The following is an 18020-nucleotide window of genomic DNA, read 5'->3' as shown; positions in this document are numbered from 1 at the left end:
TGCAAGGTGCCTGGCAGCAATCAGGCGAGATGACAGCCGGTATGACAGGGAAAGTTTTGGGGAGTTTTATGGGAAAGGGATTTTTCAGGCGAAAAGTCGACACGGTGTTGGGGGTCGATATCAATGACAGCGGTATCAAGCTGATCGAACTGGGTCGTTCATCCGGCGGCTTCAGCGTCCAGGGCTACGTCACGCAAGTGCTGCCACCCCACGCGGTGGTCGACGGCACGCTGCTGGACCTGGAGTGTGTGGGCCTAGTGCTGCAACAGGCACTGTCGCGCCTGGGTTCCTCGGCACGATACGCTGCCGTGGCGGTTGCAGGCCCATCGGTGATTACCCGGTTGATCGAGATGGACGCCGGCCTCAGCGACGAGGAAATGGCCTGGAAGATCCAGATGGAAGCCGACCAGTTCATCCCTTATCCATTGGATGAAGTGGCCATCGACTTTCAGGTTCAAGGGCCATCGGCTCAAGGCCCGCAGTGGGTAGAGGTGATGCTGGCGGCGTGCCTGCGTGAGCAGGTCGAAGCGCGCGAGGCGGTTTTGGCCATGGCGGGGCTGGTGCCGCGAGTGGTCGATGTAGAAGGGTTTGCATTGCAGCGCGCTTGCCTTCAGGATTTTGCCAGCTTCACGCCGGGTCATAGAGTCGATGGTGCACAATGGGCCTTGGATGCCCAAGGGATGGGTGTGGCTTGCGGGCTGGCCCTGAGGAGTTTCGCTGGATGACACGAATCAATCTTTTGCCTTGGCGCCAGGCGCTGGCGCAGCGCAGGCGCAAATACCTGTTGGTGCTATTGCTGGCGTTTGCCTGCGTGGCGCTCGCGGCATTGTGGTTGGCTGATCAAGTGATCGACCAGGCGATAGACCGGCAGGTAAGCCGCAACAGCCGCCTGGAAGAGCACATCGCCACCCAGGACTCGCGCATCAAGACCATCGACGATCTTCAGGAGCGAAGCCAGCAACTGGCTGAACGCATGAAGGTGGTCCAGGACCTGCACGATGCCCGCTCTTCAGGGGCCCGATTGTTTGAGCAATTGGCTCGTGCGGTGCCTGAAGGTGTCCATCTGCATGAGGTGGTCGCAAACGGCGACACCATCAGCATTCGCGGCACGGCTGAAAGCAACCAGGATATCGCCCGTTTGATGCAGCAGCTCAAGCAATCCCACCAAGGCTCCAGCTCGACCCGTCTGCAGCGCGTGCAGGCCGAAGGTGCGCGCGGCGAAAGTGAATTTCAGCTGATGGTGCGCCAGGGGGAATCCAGCGAGGCGCAACCATGAGCCTGCCCAGGCTCGATTTTTCCACGCTCTCTGACAACGCTGCTAAATGGTCCCTGCCGGGCAAGGGCCTGCTCGGCTGTGCGCTGGCCGGCCTGGTGCTGGTGATAGGCGAGGTTTCGCATGGGGGGCCGCAGCGGGAGCGATTGCACAGGCTTGAGGCGCGGGAGCAGGCGCTGCAGCAGCAACTCACAGAGAAGACCGGGTTGGCCGCCAGCCTTGAGCTGCGCAGCCAGCAGGTGCGGAGCATGGAAGACAATGTTGCCAGCCTTCTCGGGCAATTGCCCGGCGAGTCCGAGGTGCCTGCCGTGCTGGAAGACCTCGCCCGGCTGGCGGCTGCCCATGGGGTGTGGGTCGAAGGCATCAGTGTGCTGGATGAAATACCTCGGCAGCTTTATATCGAACAACCCATGCAGATAAGCGCCTCCGGGGCTTACCACGACCTGGCGACGTTTGTCAGTGCCTTGGGTGGGTTGCCTCGGGTAGTCACCGTGCAGGACGTTACGCTTGGGCATCAGGGCGCCTTGCTGCGTCTGAACATGCTCGCCAAGACCTATCGCAGCGCCCTGCAAAACGGCAAGGCCCGTCAGGTACTCGACCCAGGGCCGCCATTTGTCTACGAGCCCTCGTCCCTGCGCGACCCGTTCAAGCCGCCTGCCTTGCAGGCAGCCCATGTGCCTGGCCGGCCCGCTCTTGCACCGGATTTCACCCGAGCACGGGGTCTATTGGAGGGTATGCGCCTGGAACAGTTCGAAATGGTCGGCACGCTGTCCAGGGGTATGCAGGCTTTCGCCTTGCTGCGCGCTGGGGCCAAGGTGTATCGACTGGCGGTGGGTGATTACCTGGGGCCGGATCATGGCCAGGTCACGGCCATCCAGGACGCGGCTGTCGAGCTGGTCGAGCTGTTTCCCGATGGACAGGGCGCTTGGTTGCAACGCCCGCGAACCCTTGTGCTGAACGTCAACTCATAACGGAATCAAACAATGAAAAGGACCTTCTCGTCCTTCGGTGTGGCGCTATGGATAGCGTTCACGGCACCGATGGCTGCTGCTGTGCCCAATCGCCTGGACCTGATCCAACCGCCGCCGCCCGACAGTGCCTCGTCGGTCAGCTATACAGGCGCCAAACTGACCCTCAACTTCCAGGATATCGACCTGCGCGCGGTATTGCAGCAAATCGCCGATGTCGCCGGGCTCAATCTGGTGACCAGCGATGAGGTGCAGGGCTCGATCACCTTGCGGCTCAAGGATGTGCCCTGGGACCAGGCGCTGGACCTGGTGCTGCAAACCAAGGGGCTGGACAAGCGGGTCAAGGCGGGCGTGCTGCTGGTGGCGCCCGCCGATGAATTGGCCGCTCGGGAGCTGTTGATGCTGGAGTCGCGCAAGCAGATGGCTGAACTGGCGCCCTTGCGGCGGGAGCTGCTGCAGGTCAATTACGCCAAGGCCGCCGACCTGGCCAAGCTGTTTCAGTCGATGACCGGCTTTGAGGGCGCCACCGATGAGCGCGGTTCGGTGGCGGTGGATGACCGCACCAACAACATCATTGCCTACCAGACTGGCGAACGGCTCGAAGAACTGCGGCGCATCGTGGCGCAACTGGATATCCCGGTACGCCAGGTCATGATCGAGGCGCGGATTGTGGAGGCCAATGTCGACTACGACAAAAGCCTGGGTGTGCGCTGGGGCGGGCGGCTCGCCCGTGGCGGCGGCGGTGTTGGCGGTATTGCCAAGCCGCAGGCAGACGGCGCCGGGCCGCCGCAAAACCCGCCCAGTTCACCCTTTGTCGACTTGGGGTCGCTGGCCGGAACCTCGGGCCTGGGGATCGCCTACATCACCGACAACCTGTTGCTGGACCTTGAGCTGACCGCCATGGAAAAAACCGGCAACGGTGAAATCGTCTCGCAACCCAAGGTCGTCACCTCAGACAAAGAGACTGCACGCATCCTCAAGGGCACCGAGATTCCTTACCAGGAATCCACCTCCCAGGGTGCCACCTCGGTGTCGTTCAAAGAGGCTTCGCTGTCGCTGGAGGTGACGCCGCAAATCACCCCCGACGACCATGTGATCATGGCGGTCAAGGTCACCAAGGATGAGCCCGACTACCTCAACCGCCTCAATGACGTGCCGCCGATCAAGAAAAACGAGGTCAACGCCAAGGTTCTGGTCAGGGATGGCGAGACCATCGTCATTGGCGGGGTTTTCTCCAACACCCAAAGCAAAGTGGTAGATAAAGTGCCATTTTTGGGCGATGTGCCGTATCTTGGCCGCCTTTTCCGACGCGATGTGCTGGCGGAGAAAAAATCCGAGCTGCTGGTATTCCTGACTCCGCGTATCATGAATAACCAGGCGATTGCTGTGAGTCGTTGATTCTGTGCGAAATTTGATTCTTGTAGGGCCGATGGGGGCTGGAAAAAGCACCATCGGCCGTTTGCTGGCCAAAGAGCTGCGCCTGCCGTTCAAAGATTCCGACAAGGAAATTGAATTGCGCACGGGTGCCAATATCCCATGGATCTTCGATAAAGAAGGCGAGTTGGGCTTTCGTGACCGCGAGCAGGCGATGATTGCCGAGCTGTGCGGCTGCGATGGCGTGGTATTGGCGACTGGCGGTGGCGCCGTCATGCGCGATGAAAACCGTCGGGCGCTGCATGCTGGTGGTCGGGTGGTGTATTTGCACGCATCGGTCGAACAGCAGGTGGGCCGTACCGCCCGTGATCGCAATCGCCCGTTGCTGCGCACCGCCGACCCGGCCAAAACCCTGCGGGACCTGCTGGCGCTGCGCGATCCGCTGTATCGGGAAATCGCCGATCTGGTGGTAGAAACCGATGAGCGGCCACCTCGGATGGTCGTACTCGACATCCTTGAGCGCCTGCAACGGTTGCCGCCCCGTTAAAGCCTGGCCCGAAATGCGCTATTCTCGGCGGCGCGCCATCACCTTGTAAGGTATGGCGTAGAGCCACCAGGCGGTGTCGAGATATCGACAGTGCCGGTCGTCACTCCATCTTCAACGCGGGGACACATGCAGACACTTAAGGTCGATCTAGGCGAGCGCAGCTACCCGATCCACATTGGCGCAGGTCTGTTGGACCAGCCCGAACTGCTTGCGCCGCATATCGCCGGCCGGCAGGTGGCGATCATCTCCAACGAAACGGTCGCGCCGCTGTATCTTGAGCGTTTGAGCCGCAGCCTGGCGGCGTACTCGGTGATCTCTGTGGTGTTGCCTGACGGCGAAGCCCACAAAAACTGGGAAACCCTGCAACTGATCTTTGATGGCCTGCTGACCGCGCGCCATGACCGTCGAACCACCGTGGTCGCCTTGGGCGGCGGTGTGATTGGCGACATGGCCGGTTTTGCCGCGGCCTGCTACCAGCGCGGCGTGGACTTTATCCAGGTGCCGACCACCTTGCTGTCCCAGGTCGACTCGTCGGTGGGCGGCAAGACCGGTATCAACCACCCGCTGGGCAAGAACATGGTCGGCGCGTTCTACCAGCCTCAGGCTGTGCTGATCGACACCGCTACCCTCAACACCTTGCCGCCGCGCGAGTTGTCGGCGGGCCTGGCGGAAGTCATCAAGTACGGGCTGATCTGCGATGAGCCGTTCCTGACCTGGCTGGAAGAGCACATGGACGCCTTGCGCGGCCTCGATCAGGTAGCCCTGACCGAAGCGATTTCCCGCTCCTGCGCGGCCAAGGCGCTGGTGGTCAACGCCGACGAGCGTGAGTCCGGCGTGCGGGCCACGCTGAACCTGGGCCACACCTTCGGCCATGCGATCGAAACGCACATGGGCTATGGTGTGTGGTTGCATGGGGAAGCCGTAGCGGCTGGCACGGTGATGGCATTGGACATGTCGCAGCGCCTGGGCTGGATCAGCGCCCAAGAGCGTGATCGCGGTATCCGCCTGTTCCAGCGCGCCGGTTTGCCGGTTGTTCCGCCTGCGGAGATGACCGAGGCGGATTTCCTTGAACATATGGCGATAGACAAGAAAGTGATCGACGGTCGACTTCGACTGGTACTGCTGCGCCACATGGGCGAAGCCGTGGTGACCGACGATTATCCAAAAGAGATTCTACAGGCCACGCTGGGAGCGGATTACCGCGCCCTGGCCCAGCTCAAAGGTTAATAAGACCCGATGACTAGTTTGCATGCCGACGAGGCGTTCCTCGGCCATTACCACTTGAGCCACGACCCCTTTGCTCCACGGGTGCCGGGTTTCAAATTCTTCCCCGCCCAGCGCAAGCCGGTACTTGGGCAGTTGCATCACCTCGCGCGCTACAGCCAGTTGCTGCTGGTGGTCACCGGCCCTCTGGGCAGCGGCAAGACTTTGCTGCGCCAGGCGCTGGTGGCCAGCACCAACAAACAATCGGTGCAGAGCGTGGTGGTATCGGCCCGCGGTGCCGGGGATGCGGCCGGCGTACTGCGTCAGGTAGCGCAGGCGTTGGACGTCTCCAATGCCGAGCCGAACGCGATTCTCAAGCAGGTGGTGCAACTGGGCCTGACCGGCCAGGAAGTCTACCTGCTGGTAGACGACGCCGAGCAGCTCGACGAATCCGCCCTGGAAGCCCTGCTGGCGCTGGCGGCGGGTACGCCGGAAGGTCGCCCGCATGTGTTCCTGTTCGGTGAGTCGTCGCTGATCGCCGACCTGGAGCAGATCAGCGGTGAGCAGGAGCTGTTCCACGTCATCGAGTTGCAGCCGTACGAAGAGGAAGAAACCCGCGAATACCTGGCACAACGCCTTGAAGGCGCCGGGGCGGGTATCGAACTTTTCACCGCTGCGCAGATCTCTGATATTCACGAAAGCTCCGATGGCTGGCCTGGAAACATCAACCAGGTTGCCCGCGATGCCATGATCGAAGCCATGATTGCCAGCCGCTCTGCGGTCAAGCGTCCAAAGATGGGGTTCACTATGCCTAAGAAGCACGTATTGGCTATTTCCGCCGTTGTCGTGGTCGCTGTTGCCGCCGCCTGGTTGATCCCGGGCCGCAACAAAGCACCGACAACCACCGGCGCGCCAACCGAACAGGCGCAGTTGCCACTGGGCAAGCCCACGCCGAACGTCGAATTTGCCAACTCCGGCCAACCGACCAACCTGCCGATGGTCGGGCAACCTGTGATGCGCGGCCCTCTGGCCGAAGAGGCCGGTGGTATCTCCGAAGGCGACGACGGTGTGCCGGTGGAAGGCTCCAGCGCTACGCCGCCAACCGTGACCACCACCGCGCCACCTGCAGGCGTGCCGGCCGGTGTGCCTGCGACGCCGGTTGCACCGGTTGCCAAGCCGACGCCGGCGCCGACCGTTGCCACCGCCAAGCCTGCTCCGGTGGCCAAGCCTGTCGCGCCTGCGCCAGCCGCCAAACCAGCACCAGCCGCCAAACCAGCACCAGCCGCCAAGCCTGCGGAAAAACCAGCCGCCACCGTTGCCAAGGCCGGCGCTGCTGGCAGCAGCTGGTACAGCAGCCAGCCTACCGGCAACTTTGTGGTACAGATCCTCGGCACCAGCTCCGAAGCCAACGCCCAGGCGTTCGTCAAAGAGCAGGGTGGCCAGTACCGTTATTTCAAGAAAGTGCTCAACGGCAAGCCTCTCTACGTGATCACCTACGGCAGCTTCCCAAGCCGCGCCGCAGCCGATTCTGCCATCAAAGCCTTGCCAGCGAAGGTTCAGGCTGGTAAACCTTGGCCTCGCACTGTTGCCAGCGTTCAACAAGAACTGGCAGCAACTCGCTGAAGATCCGGCGGCCTTACCCAGGCCGCCCTCCCGGCACCTCAAAAAAATCCGCAAGTGCGTGCAGTCTCCCCAGACCGCGCGCTTTGTGGTGTCTGCGTCACAGTGGCTTTTGAGTCGTAGCGGTCAGAATTAAAAAAGTTTTGACTAGCACAGCATATCGCTTTAAACCTTTCATAAATGCGACATAGATTTGCGACATTTCGTCGCTAAATTTGTGAGCGTCTGTGTCGGTGTGTACAATGACCTCCCTTTTGCCCCCGCTAAGCCGGCGTACGTTCGGCGTGGAAGGTAACCGGTTGAATTGAAAAGAAATTTGCCTCGGTAAAAGAGGCAGCCTGGTGAGAAAGTGTCTATGAAAGCAGGTCTGTACCAACCCGATGAATTCAAGGATAACTGCGGTTTCGGCCTGATAGCCCACATGCAGGGCGAACCCAGTCATACCCTTTTGCATACGGCCATCGAGGCCCTGACCTGCATGACCCACCGCGGTGGGATCAACGCCGACGGCAAGACCGGTGACGGCTGTGGCTTGCTGATTCAAAAGCCCGACCAATTCCTGCGCGCTGTGGCCCAAGAGCAATTTGCGGTCGAACTGCCCAAGCAGTACGCCGTGGGCATGGTGTTTTTCAACCAGGACCCGGTAAAGGCCGAAGCCGCTCGCGAGAACATGAACCGCGAGATCGCCGCCGCCGGCCTGCACATCGTCGGCTGGCGCAAAGTGCCCATCGACACCAGCGTGCTCGGCCGCCTGGCCCTGGAGCGCCTGCCGCAGATCGAACAAGTGTTCATCGCAGGCGATGGCCTGAGCGACCAGGACATGGCGATCAAGCTGTTCACATCCCGTCGTCGTTCGTCGGTGCTCAACGCCGCCGACACCGACCATTACATCTGCAGCTTTTCGCACAAGACCATCATTTATAAAGGCCTGATGATGCCGGCGGACCTCACCGCCTTCTATCCAGACCTGAGCGATGAGCGCCTGCAAACCGCGATCTGCGTGTTCCACCAGCGCTTCTCCACCAACACCCTGCCGAAATGGCCGCTGGCCCAGCCATTCCGCTTCCTCGCCCCCAACGGCGAGATCAACACCATCACCGGCAACCGCAACTGGGCCCAGGCCCGTCGCACCAAGTTCGCCAACGATTTGATGGACCTCGAAGAGCTCGGCCCGCTGGTCAACCGCGTGGGTTCCGACTCCTCCAGCATGGACAACATGCTCGAACTGATGGTCACCGGCGGCATCGACCTGTTCCGTGGCGTGCGTATGATCATTCCGCCAGCGTGGCAGAACGTCGAGACCATGGACCCGGACCTGCGTGCGTTCTACGAGTACAACTCGATGCACATGGAGCCGTGGGACGGCCCGGCCGGCGTGGTCATGACCGACGGCCGCTATGCGGTGTGCCTGCTCGACCGTAACGGCCTGCGCCCGGCGCGTTGGGTGACCACCACCAACGGTTTCATCACCCTCGCCTCGGAAATCGGCGTGTGGGACTACAAGCCAGAAGACGTGATCGCCAAAGGCCGTGTCGGCCCTGGCCAGATCCTGGCCGTGGACACCGAAACCGGGCAGATCCTCGACACCGACGCCATCGACAACCGTTTGAAGTCGCGTCACCCGTACAAGCAATGGCTGCGCAAGAACGCCCTGCGCATCCAGGCGACCATGGAAGACAACGACCACGGTTCGGCTTTCTATGACGTCGACCAGCTCAAGCAATACATGAAGATGTACCAGGTCACGTTCGAAGAGCGCGACCAAGTGCTGCGCCCGCTCGGTGAGCAAGGCTACGAGGCGGTCGGCTCCATGGGCGACGACACGCCAATGGCCGTGCTGTCCCAGCGCGTGCGCACGCCGTACGACTATTTCCGCCAGCAGTTCGCCCAGGTGACCAACCCACCGATCGACCCGCTGCGTGAAGCCATCGTGATGTCCCTGGAAGTGTGCCTCGGCGCCGAGCGCAATATTTTCCAGGAGTCGCCTGAGCATGCCTCCCGCGTGATCCTCAGCTCGCCGGTCATTTCCCCGGCCAAATGGCGCTCGCTGATGACCCTGGAGCGTCCGGGCTTCGACCGCCAGATCATCGACCTGAACTACGACGAGAGCCTGGGCCTTGAAGCCGCGGTGCGTAACGTTGCTGACCAGGCTGAAGAAGCTGTGCGTGCCGGTCGTACCCAGATCGTGCTGACCGACCGCCATATCGCGCCGGGCAAGTTGCCGATCCATGCGTCCCTGGCGACCGGTGCGGTGCACCACCGCCTGACCGAAAAAGGCCTGCGCTGCGACTCCAACATCCTCGTGGAAACCGCCACCGCCCGCGACCCGCATCACTTTGCGGTGCTGATCGGTTTCGGCGCTTCGGCGGTGTACCCGTTCCTCGCGTACGAAGTGCTGGGTGACCTGATCCGTACCGGTGAGGTGCTGGGCGACCTCTACGAGGTGTTCAAGAACTACCGTAAGGGCATCACCAAGGGCCTGCTGAAGATCCTGTCGAAGATGGGTATCTCCACGGTTACCTCGTACCGTGGTGCTCAGTTGTTCGAAGCCATCGGCCTGTCGGAAGAAGTCTGCGAGTTGAGCTTCCGTGGCGTACCGAGCCGCATCAAGGGTGCGCGTTTCGTCGACATCGAAGCCGAGCAAAAAGCCCTGGCCTTGGAGGCCTGGAGCGCGCGCAAGCCAATCCAGCAAGGCGGCCTGCTCAAGTTTGTGCACGGTGGCGAATACCACGCGTACAACCCGGACGTGGTCAACACCCTGCAAGCCGCTGTGCAGCAGGGCGACTACGCCAAGTTCAAGGAATACACGAGCCTGGTGGATAACCGCCCGGTGTCGATGATCCGCGACCTGTTCAAGGTGAAGACCCTGGACACGCCGATGGACATCAGCCAGGTCGAGCCGCTGGAGTCGATCCTCAAGCGCTTTGACTCCGCCGGTATTTCCCTGGGCGCCTTGTCGCCGGAAGCTCACGAAGCCCTGGCCGAAGCCATGAACCGCCTGGGTGCGCGTTCCAACTCCGGCGAAGGCGGTGAAGACCCAGCGCGCTACGGCACGCTCAAAAGCTCGAAAATCAAGCAAGTGGCCACCGGCCGTTTCGGTGTGACCCCGGAGTACCTGGTCAACGCCGAAGTGCTGCAGATCAAGGTTGCCCAAGGCGCCAAGCCGGGTGAGGGTGGTCAACTGCCAGGCGGCAAGGTCAACGGCCTGATCGCCAAGCTGCGTTATGCGGTACCGGGCGTGACCCTGATTTCACCGCCGCCGCACCATGACATCTACTCGATTGAAGACTTGTCGCAGCTGATCTTCGATCTCAAACAAGTCAACCCGCAGGCCCTGGTCTCGGTGAAACTGGTGGCAGAAGCCGGCGTCGGCACCATTGCCGCCGGTGTGGCCAAGGCCTATGCCGACCTGATCACCATCTCCGGCTACGACGGCGGCACCGGCGCTTCGCCGCTGACCTCGATCAAGTACGCCGGTGCACCGTGGGAGCTCGGCCTGGCCGAAACCCACCAGACCCTGCGCGGCAACGACCTGCGCGGCAAGGTGCGGGTACAGACCGACGGCGGCTTGAAAACCGGCCTCGATGTGATCAAGGCCGCGATCCTCGGCGCCGAAAGTTTCGGCTTCGGTACTGCACCAATGATTGCCCTGGGCTGCAAATACCTGCGTATCTGCCACCTGAACAACTGCGCCACCGGCGTGGCGACTCAGAACGAAAAACTGCGCAAGGATCACTACATCGGCACCGTCGACATGGTGGTGAATTTCTTCACCTACGTCGCCGAAGAAACCCGTGAGTGGCTGGCCAGGCTGGGCGTACGCTCGCTGGAAGAGCTGATCGGTCGCACCGACCTGTTGGACATCCTCGAAGGCCAGACCGCCAAGCAACAATATCTGGACCTCACGCCGCTGTTGGGCAGCGATCACATCCCGGCAGACAAGCCACAATTCTGCCAGGTGGACCGCAACCCACCGTTCGACAAAGGCCTGCTGGCCGAGAAAATGGTCGAAATGGCCGGCTCCTCGATCAACGACGCCAGCGGTGGCGAATTCGCCCTGGATATCTGCAACTGCGACCGTTCCATCGGCGCACGCATCTCCGGCGAAATCGCGCGCAAGCACGGCAACCAGGGCATGGCGAAAGCGCCGATCACCTTCCGCTTCAAGGGCACTGCGGGCCAGAGCTTCGGCGTGTGGAACGCCGGTGGCCTGCACATGTACCTGGAAGGCGACGCCAACGACTACGTGGGCAAGGGCATGACCGGCGGCAAACTGGTCATCGTTCCGCCGGCTGGCAGCGTGTACAAGACCCAGGACAGTGCCATCATCGGCAACACCTGCCTGTACGGCGCCACCGGTGGCAAGCTGTTTGCCGCAGGTACTGCAGGTGAGCGTTTCGCCGTGCGTAACTCCGGTGCCCACACCGTGGTGGAAGGCACTGGCGATCACTGCTGCGAGTACATGACCGGAGGCTTTGTCGCGGTACTGGGCAAGACCGGTTACAACTTCGGTTCGGGCATGACCGGCGGTTTCGCCTACGTGCTCGACCAGGACAACACCTTCGTCGACAAGGTCAACCACGAGTTGGTCGAAATCCAGCGCATCAGCGGCGAAGCCATGGAATCCTACCGTAACCACTTGCAGCACGTGCTGGACGAGTACGTCGAGGAAACCGGCAGCGAATGGGGGCGTAACCTCGCTGAAAACCTCGATGATTACCTGCGTCGTTTTTGGCTGGTCAAGCCCAAGGCTGCCAACCTGAAATCGTTGCTTTCCAGCATCCGTGCCAACCCGCAGTGATATGCGCCTGAACAGTTTGATGAGGTTTTAACATGGCTGAACGTCTGAATAACGACTTCCAGTTCATCGATGTCGGGCGCAAAGATCCGAAGAAGAAACTGTTGCGTCAACGCAAGAAAGAGTTCGTGGAGATCTACGAACCCTTCAAACCCCAGCACTCGGCCGACCAGGCCCACCGCTGCCTGGGGTGCGGTAACCCGTATTGCGAATGGAAGTGCCCGGTGCACAACTTCATTCCCAACTGGCTCAAACTGGTGGCCGAGGGCAATATCCTCGCCGCCGCCGAGCTGTCGCACCAGACCAACACCCTGCCGGAAGTCTGCGGCCGGGTGTGTCCGCAAGACCGCTTGTGTGAAGGGGCCTGCACCCTCAACGACGGTTTTGGCGCGGTAACCATCGGTTCGGTGGAGAAGTACATCACCGACACCGCGTTCGCCATGGGCTGGCGCCCGGACATGTCCAAGGTCAAGCCGACCGGCAAGCGCGTCGCGATCATCGGCGCGGGCCCGGCGGGCCTGGGGTGTGCCGACGTGTTGGTGCGTGGCGGCGTGACTCCGGTGGTGTTCGACAAGAACCCGGAAATCGGTGGCCTGCTGACCTTCGGTATTCCTGAATTCAAGCTGGAAAAAACCGTACTGAGCCACCGTCGTGAAGTGTTCACCGGCATGGGTATCGAGTTCCGCCTTAATACCGAAATCGGCAAAGACATCACTATGGAGCAACTGCTCGCCGAATACGATGCGGTGTTCATGGGCATGGGCACCTACACCTACATGAAGGGCGGCTTTGCCGGTGAGGACTTGCCGGGCGTGTATGACGCGCTCGACTTCCTGATCGCCAACGTCAACCGTAACCTGGGCTTTGAAAAGTCGCCGGAAGATTTCGTCGACATGAAGGGCAAGAAGGTCGTGGTACTCGGCGGTGGCGACACCGCGATGGACTGCAACCGCACCTCGATCCGCCAGGGCGCCAAGTCGGTGACCTGCGCTTATCGTCGTGACGAAGCCAACATGCCCGGCTCGCGCAAAGAGGTGAAGAACGCCAAGGAAGAAGGCGTGAAATTCCTCTACAACCGCCAGCCGATCGCCATTGTCGGTGAAGACCGTGTGGAAGGCGTGAAGGTGGTCGAAACCCGCCTTGGCGAACCGGATGCCCGTGGCCGTCGCAGCCCCGAGCCGATCCCGGGCTCCGAAGAGATCATCCCGGCCGACGCCGTGGTCATCGCCTTCGGCTTCCGCCCAAGCCCGGCGCCGTGGTTCGAGCAGTTCGAAATCCAGACTGACAGCCAGGGCCGTGTCGTGGCCCCGGAACAAGGCCAGTACAAGCACCAGACCAGCAACCCGAAAATCTTCGCCGGTGGCGACATGGTGCGCGGGTCTGACCTGGTGGTAACCGCGATCTTCGAAGGCCGTAACGCCGCCGAAGGCATCCTGGACTACCTGCAAGTCTGATTTGAAACAGGGTCAACTGTGGGAGCTGGCTTGCCTGCGATGGCGGCGGTGAATTCACTATTGCCATCGCAGGCAAGCCAGCTCCCACATCAACCTCGTTTCACATTGAGATGTGTAATGCCAGCCGCCGCGACAAATTGACCCGATAGACAAAAGGCACGGTGCATTCCGTGCCTTTTACGTCGCGCTCTGAGAAAATGCCCGCACTTTTTTTGCGGATGCCGACATGACTGCCCTCAAGAACGACCGTTTCCTTCGTGCCCTGCTCAAGCAACCCGTAGACGTCACCCCGGTGTGGATGATGCGTCAAGCCGGTCGCTACCTGCCGGAATACCGCGCCAGTCGCGCCAATGCAGGCGATTTCATGAGCCTGTGCATGAATCCGGAGTTCGCCTGCGAAGTCACGATGCAGCCGCTGGACCGCTACCCACAACTGGATGCGGCCATCCTCTTCTCCGATATCCTCACCATCCCTGACGCCATGGGCCAAGGCCTGTACTTCGAAACCGGCGAAGGCCCGCGTTTCAAGAAAGTCGTCAGCACCCTGGCCGATATCGAAGCGCTGCCGATCCCTGATCCGCACAAAGACCTGGGCTACGTGATGGACGCTGTCAGCACCATCCGCCGCGAGCTTAACGGCCGTGTGCCGCTGATCGGCTTCTCCGGCAGCCCATGGACCCTGGCCACCTACATGGTCGAAGGCGGCTCGTCGAAAGACTTCCGCAAGACCAAGGCCATGCTCTACGACAACCCGCAAGCCATGCACCTGTTGCTGGACAAGCTGGCGCAGTCGGTCACGTCCTACCTCAACGGCCAGATCATGGCGGGCGCCCAAGCGGTACAGATTTTCGACACCTGGGGCGGCAACCTGTCGGCGGCGGCGTACCAGGAATTCTCCCTGGCCTACATGCGCAAGATCGTCAGCGGCCTGATCCGTGAACACGAAGGCCGCAAGGTGCCGGTGATCATGTTCACCAAAGGCGGCGGCCTATGGCTGGAAAGCATCGCTGACGCGGGCGCCGATGCATTGGGCCTGGACTGGACCTGCGATATCGGCGAAGCCCGTCGTCGTGTCGGCAACCAGGTGGCCCTGCAAGGCAACATGGACCCGACGGTGCTGTACGCCAAGCCAGAAGCGATCCGTACCGAAGTCGGTCGCATCCTCGCCAGCTACGGCAAGGGCAGTGGCCACGTGTTCAACCTTGGCCATGGCATCACCCCGGAAGTGAACCCGGAGCATGCCGGCGCGTTCCTGCGTGCGGTGCACGAACTGTCGGCGCAATACCACGAGTAAAACGCAAAACAAAATGTGGGAGCTGGCTTGTCGGGTCGCCGCATCGCTGCGATAGCGGCGGTGAATCCAACACTGCTATCGCAGGCAAGCCAGCTCCCACATACAGCAAGTCGCCTCAGGTTTTCACATGGCCCAGTGGCGGCAACTTCGCCAGCTTCAACGCCACCAGCAACGCGCCAATCAGCAGCGCGATGATAAACCCGCCAATCCCGTTCCACCCGGCAAAGTGCCAGAAGAACCCACCCGCCGTCCCGGCAATACTCGATCCCACGTAGTAGCTGAACAGGTACAGCGATGACGCCTGCCCCTTGGCTTTCAACGCCCGGCGGCCGATCCAGCTGCTGGCGACCGAGTGGGCGCCGAAGAAGCCGAAGGTGAACACCAGCATGCCCGGCACTACCAGCCACAACGGGGTGAATAAGGTCAGGGCCATGCCGGCGAGCATCAGCACGATAGTGCCCCACAGCACGCGGCGGCGGCCGAGGCGGTCGGCCAGGGAGCCGATCTTGGCCGAGCTGTAGATGCCCGACAGGTACACCACTGACAACAGGCCAACCACCGCCTGGCTCAGCTCATAGGGTGAGGCCAGCAGGCGATAGCCGATGTAGTTGAACATCGTCACGAAGGCGCCCATCAGCAGGAAGGCTTCGAGAAACAGCCACGGCAGGCCAGCGTCCTTGAAGTGCATGACGAAGCCGTCCACCAGGCTGCGCGGCTTGAGGCTGCTGGCGCGGAAGTTGCGCGATTCGGGGAGGATCTTCCAGAACACTGTGGCGGCGATCAACGCCAGGGCGCCGATGATCAGCATTGCGGTGTGCCAGCTGACGAAGTCGATCAACACGCCGATGATCAGGCGCCCGCTCATGCCGCCAATCGCGTTGCCGCCGATGTACAGGCCCATGGCCAGGCCGATGTGCTGTGGGTGGATCTCTTCGCTGAGGTAGGTCATGGCCACGGCGGCCAGGCCGCTCAAGGACAGGCCCACCAGTGCGCGCATCCACAGGATGCCCTCCCAGCTCGGCATCAGGCCGCTGGCGATGGTGGCCAGCGCCGCACAGAACAACGCGGCAACCATCACCGGCTTGCGCCCCAGCCTGTCGGAGATCGGCCCGGTGACCAGCAGGCCGCAGGCGAGCATCGCGGTGGCGACGGACAGAATCAGGCTGCTTTGCGCCGCATTGATGGAAAACTCGTGGGACAGCGCCGGCATCATCGGCTGCACGCAATACAACAAGGCAAACGTGGCGAAGCCGCCGGAGAACAGCGCCAGCACCGTGCGCATGAACATCGGCGTGCCTTTTTCGATGTACGCGTCATTAAGCTGCGCCACCACCTCATCGAGGGCTGAGGGCGGGGTGTGTTGGGCAAGTGGAGCAACAGCAGGATTCACGGGGGACCTCGGGGAGGAAAGTCTGCCAGGACTGACAATGCAAAAAAGAATATAGCTGGCTAATGATTCTTTCCAATATATTGTTCGACCTGTTTGATAGCTTTTGCGACCTAATGAGGCTTGCATGGAATTTCGCCATTTGCGCTACTTCATCGCCGTTGCCGAAGAACTGCACTTCGGCCGCGCCGCGCAGGTGCTGGGCATCTCGCAGCCGCCCCTGAGCCAGCAGATCCAGGCGCTGGAACACGAGCTGGGCGCACGCTTGTTCGAGCGTACCAATCGTCGGGTCGAGCTGAGCGAGGCCGGGCGTTTGTTCTTGCAAGAGGCCCGGCTGGTGCTGGCCCAGGTCGACAAGGCGGCAGATGTGGCGCGGCGTGCGCAGTTGGGCGAGCTGGGTGAGTTGAAGATCGGCTTCACCTCGTCTGCGCCGTTCAACGCCAGCATTCCCCAGGCGATCTTTGCCTTCCGCCAGGCATTCCCGGCGGTGCATTTGAACCTGCAAGAAATGAGCAGCACCCAAGTGGCCGAGTCGCTGGTGGATGAGTCGATTCAGGTGGGGCTGATGCGGCCGTTGCCCTTGCCCGACTCGTTGAGCGTGGTCGAGTTGATGCGCGAGCCATTAGTCGCGGTACTGAGCGCCGGCCACCCGTTGGCGCAAGGCAGCGAGCGCGGCTTGCATCTGGAGCAATTGGCCGAGGAGCCTTTTGTGTTCTTCCCGCGCAGTTACGGCAGCGGCCTGTACGCGCAGTTGCTCAACCTGGCCCGCGACGCCGGGTTCAGCCCGCACTTTGCCCAGGAGGCAGGGGAGGCGATGACCATCATCGGGCTGGTGGCGGCGGGGTTGGGGGTATCGGTGCTGCCGGCGTCCTACCAACGCATCCGCATCGATGGCGTGGTCTATCGCACCTTGCTCGACCCGCAGGCGGTGACGGCGGTGTGGTTAGTGCAGCGCAAGGGCGCGCAAACACCGATGGCGAAGGGGTTTGTGGAGTTGTTGACGCGTAGGGCGTCGGTGTAGGCCGGGTCACATATCAGGTAACGCAACCAGCTTAGTTATTTGCCAGAAATTTGCGCAAAATCGCTTTTTTCAGGCGAGTGGATATGGATGGCACTTCTCTATCAGCCCAAGGAGGGCAGCGTGTTGATTTGTGATTTTCGTGGCTATGAGGTTCCGGAAATTATCAAGATTCGACCCGTTATTGTGATACGCAAACACCGAACCAATAAGCTGCTCGTAACGGTGGTACCCCTGAGTACTACTGCTCCACAGCAGGTGTTGGAGCATCATTTGCAGCTTGATAGCCACCTTCACGGAGCGAACCCGATCTGCTGGGCTAAATGCGATATTGTCGCGACAGTCAGCTTGGGCCGATTAGACCGAATCAAAAGTAAAGATCGTCATGGCAAACGAACTTACAAAATCGCCGAACTTACCCATGACCAGTTTTCGGCGATAAAAGCGGCGGTGCGCAGTGCGCTTGGGTTGCGATAAAGCGAGGTACGAATGGGCGGCGTTTTGCCACTGATTGCAGGTAACCCGTTTTCAGGCATACTGCCCGAGTTCCCGAAAGGGGCTTGTGAGACTCTGAGGATCCTGGGTAACCAGCCATCGCAGAGCCAGGCAGGAAGCGGCGATGACAAGCCAACCTGTTTGTGAAGAGGGCGCCGAAAGGCGCCCTTTGTCGTTTCTGGCCTTACTGCATTCCGGCCGAGCGCAACCCCGCCAGAATATCCCGATCCAGCATGCTCACCCAACGGTTGTAGTTGCGATGGATCTTGCCGTCCTTGTAGCCCAGGTCGCGGCTGTCGCGGTAGGTGATGGCGTAGCTGTTGCGGGTGTAGCGGATGTCGATGGCGGCGTAGAACTGGCCGCGCACGGTGATCTCGGCCTGCACCAGTTGCGGGCTCAGGCGTTGTACCGTCCACTCGCGTTTTTGCAGGGCGGCGACGATCACCTGTTTCATTTTTTCTTCGCTGACCTGGTTTGTGGCCGGCAACTCGTGCTGGGTGTTGAGCACGGGTTTGCTGGTGCAGCCAGCCGTGGCCAGCAGGGCCAGGGTGATCAGGGTAGCGCGTAGCAGGGAAGACATTCCGTTTTC

14 protein-coding genes are annotated in these 18020 nt (G+C 61.3%); 12 read left to right on the top strand and 2 right to left on the bottom strand.

The window, feature by feature from the left end:
• Positions 1-68: 68 nt before the first annotated feature.
• The 10 genes from pilM to hemE all read left to right on the top strand — a co-directional run bounded on the left by pilM (position 69) and on the right by hemE (position 14531).
• A complete protein-coding gene (pilM, locus tag DK871_RS22120; RefSeq protein ID WP_178116076.1) occupies positions 69-725 on the top strand; it encodes a type IV pilus assembly protein PilM in 657 nt (218 codons plus the stop codon).
• The gene (locus DK871_RS22115) at positions 722-1276 is read left to right on the top strand and encodes a PilN domain-containing protein (RefSeq protein WP_161906632.1); all 555 of its coding nucleotides are present in this window, start codon (positions 722-724) and stop codon (positions 1274-1276) included. The genes pilM and DK871_RS22115 overlap by 4 nt, the downstream gene beginning before the upstream one ends.
• Positions 1273-2244, top strand: coding sequence for a pilus assembly protein PilP (locus DK871_RS22110; RefSeq protein WP_161906631.1), 972 nt, complete (start codon positions 1273-1275; stop codon positions 2242-2244). The genes DK871_RS22115 and DK871_RS22110 overlap by 4 nt, the downstream gene beginning before the upstream one ends.
• A 69-nt stretch (positions 2245-2313) precedes the next feature.
• Positions 2314-3639 carry a type IV pilus secretin PilQ gene (locus tag DK871_RS22105; RefSeq protein WP_161906636.1) on the top strand — a complete coding sequence of 442 codons (1326 nt, stop codon included), beginning with the start codon at positions 2314-2316 and terminating at the stop codon, positions 3637-3639.
• 4 nt (positions 3640-3643) lie between these two features.
• A complete protein-coding gene (aroK, locus tag DK871_RS22100; RefSeq protein ID WP_003187914.1) occupies positions 3644-4162 on the top strand; it encodes a shikimate kinase AroK in 519 nt (172 codons plus the stop codon).
• A 126-nt stretch (positions 4163-4288) separates the two neighbouring features.
• Positions 4289-5389, top strand: coding sequence for a 3-dehydroquinate synthase (gene aroB / locus DK871_RS22095; protein WP_069556714.1), 1101 nt, complete (start codon positions 4289-4291; stop codon positions 5387-5389).
• A 9-nt stretch (positions 5390-5398) separates the two neighbouring features.
• On the top strand, positions 5399-6988 hold the full coding sequence (locus tag DK871_RS22090) for an SPOR domain-containing protein (protein WP_161906630.1): 1590 nt from the start codon (positions 5399-5401) through the stop codon (positions 6986-6988).
• Positions 6989-7340: 352 nt separating this feature from the next.
• Positions 7341-11786: a glutamate synthase large subunit gene (gene gltB, locus DK871_RS22085; RefSeq protein WP_161906629.1), complete on the top strand. Its 4446-nt coding sequence runs from the start codon at positions 7341-7343 to the stop codon at positions 11784-11786.
• 32 nt (positions 11787-11818) lie between these two features.
• On the top strand, positions 11819-13237 hold the full coding sequence (locus DK871_RS22080) for an FAD-dependent oxidoreductase (RefSeq protein WP_003187920.1): 1419 nt from the start codon (positions 11819-11821) through the stop codon (positions 13235-13237).
• Between the two features lie 226 nt (positions 13238-13463).
• Positions 13464-14531 carry a uroporphyrinogen decarboxylase gene (gene hemE / locus DK871_RS22075; RefSeq protein WP_153838685.1) on the top strand — a complete coding sequence of 356 codons (1068 nt, stop codon included), beginning with the start codon at positions 13464-13466 and terminating at the stop codon, positions 14529-14531.
• Between the two features lie 115 nt (positions 14532-14646).
• Here the strand turns inward: hemE and DK871_RS22070 are convergent, their stop codons facing one another.
• Positions 14647-15864, bottom strand: a complete 1218-nt coding sequence (locus tag DK871_RS22070; protein WP_375139749.1) for an MFS transporter — start codon at positions 15862-15864, stop codon at positions 14647-14649.
• 181 nt (positions 15865-16045) lie between these two features.
• Here DK871_RS22070 and DK871_RS22065 point away from each other — a divergent pair, with 181 nt between their 5' ends.
• Positions 16046-16939, top strand: a complete 894-nt coding sequence (locus DK871_RS22065; protein ID WP_161906627.1) for a LysR family transcriptional regulator — start codon at positions 16046-16048, stop codon at positions 16937-16939.
• Between the two features lie 87 nt (positions 16940-17026).
• Positions 17027-17413 carry a type II toxin-antitoxin system PemK/MazF family toxin gene (locus DK871_RS22060; protein WP_032893936.1) on the top strand — a complete coding sequence of 129 codons (387 nt, stop codon included), beginning with the start codon at positions 17027-17029 and terminating at the stop codon, positions 17411-17413.
• 202 nt (positions 17414-17615) lie between these two features.
• Here the strand turns inward: DK871_RS22060 and DK871_RS22055 are convergent, their stop codons facing one another.
• The gene (locus DK871_RS22055) at positions 17616-18011 is read right to left on the bottom strand and encodes a hypothetical protein (protein ID WP_161906626.1); all 396 of its coding nucleotides are present in this window, start codon (positions 18009-18011) and stop codon (positions 17616-17618) included.
• Between the last annotated feature and the right edge of the window lie 9 nt (positions 18012-18020).

The sequence above is a fragment of the Pseudomonas sp. L13 genome, assembly GCF_009935965.1.
Taxonomy (GTDB): Bacteria; Pseudomonadota; Gammaproteobacteria; order Pseudomonadales; family Pseudomonadaceae; genus Aquipseudomonas; species Aquipseudomonas lactis.
This window is presented reverse-complemented; position numbering and strand designations above follow the sequence as displayed.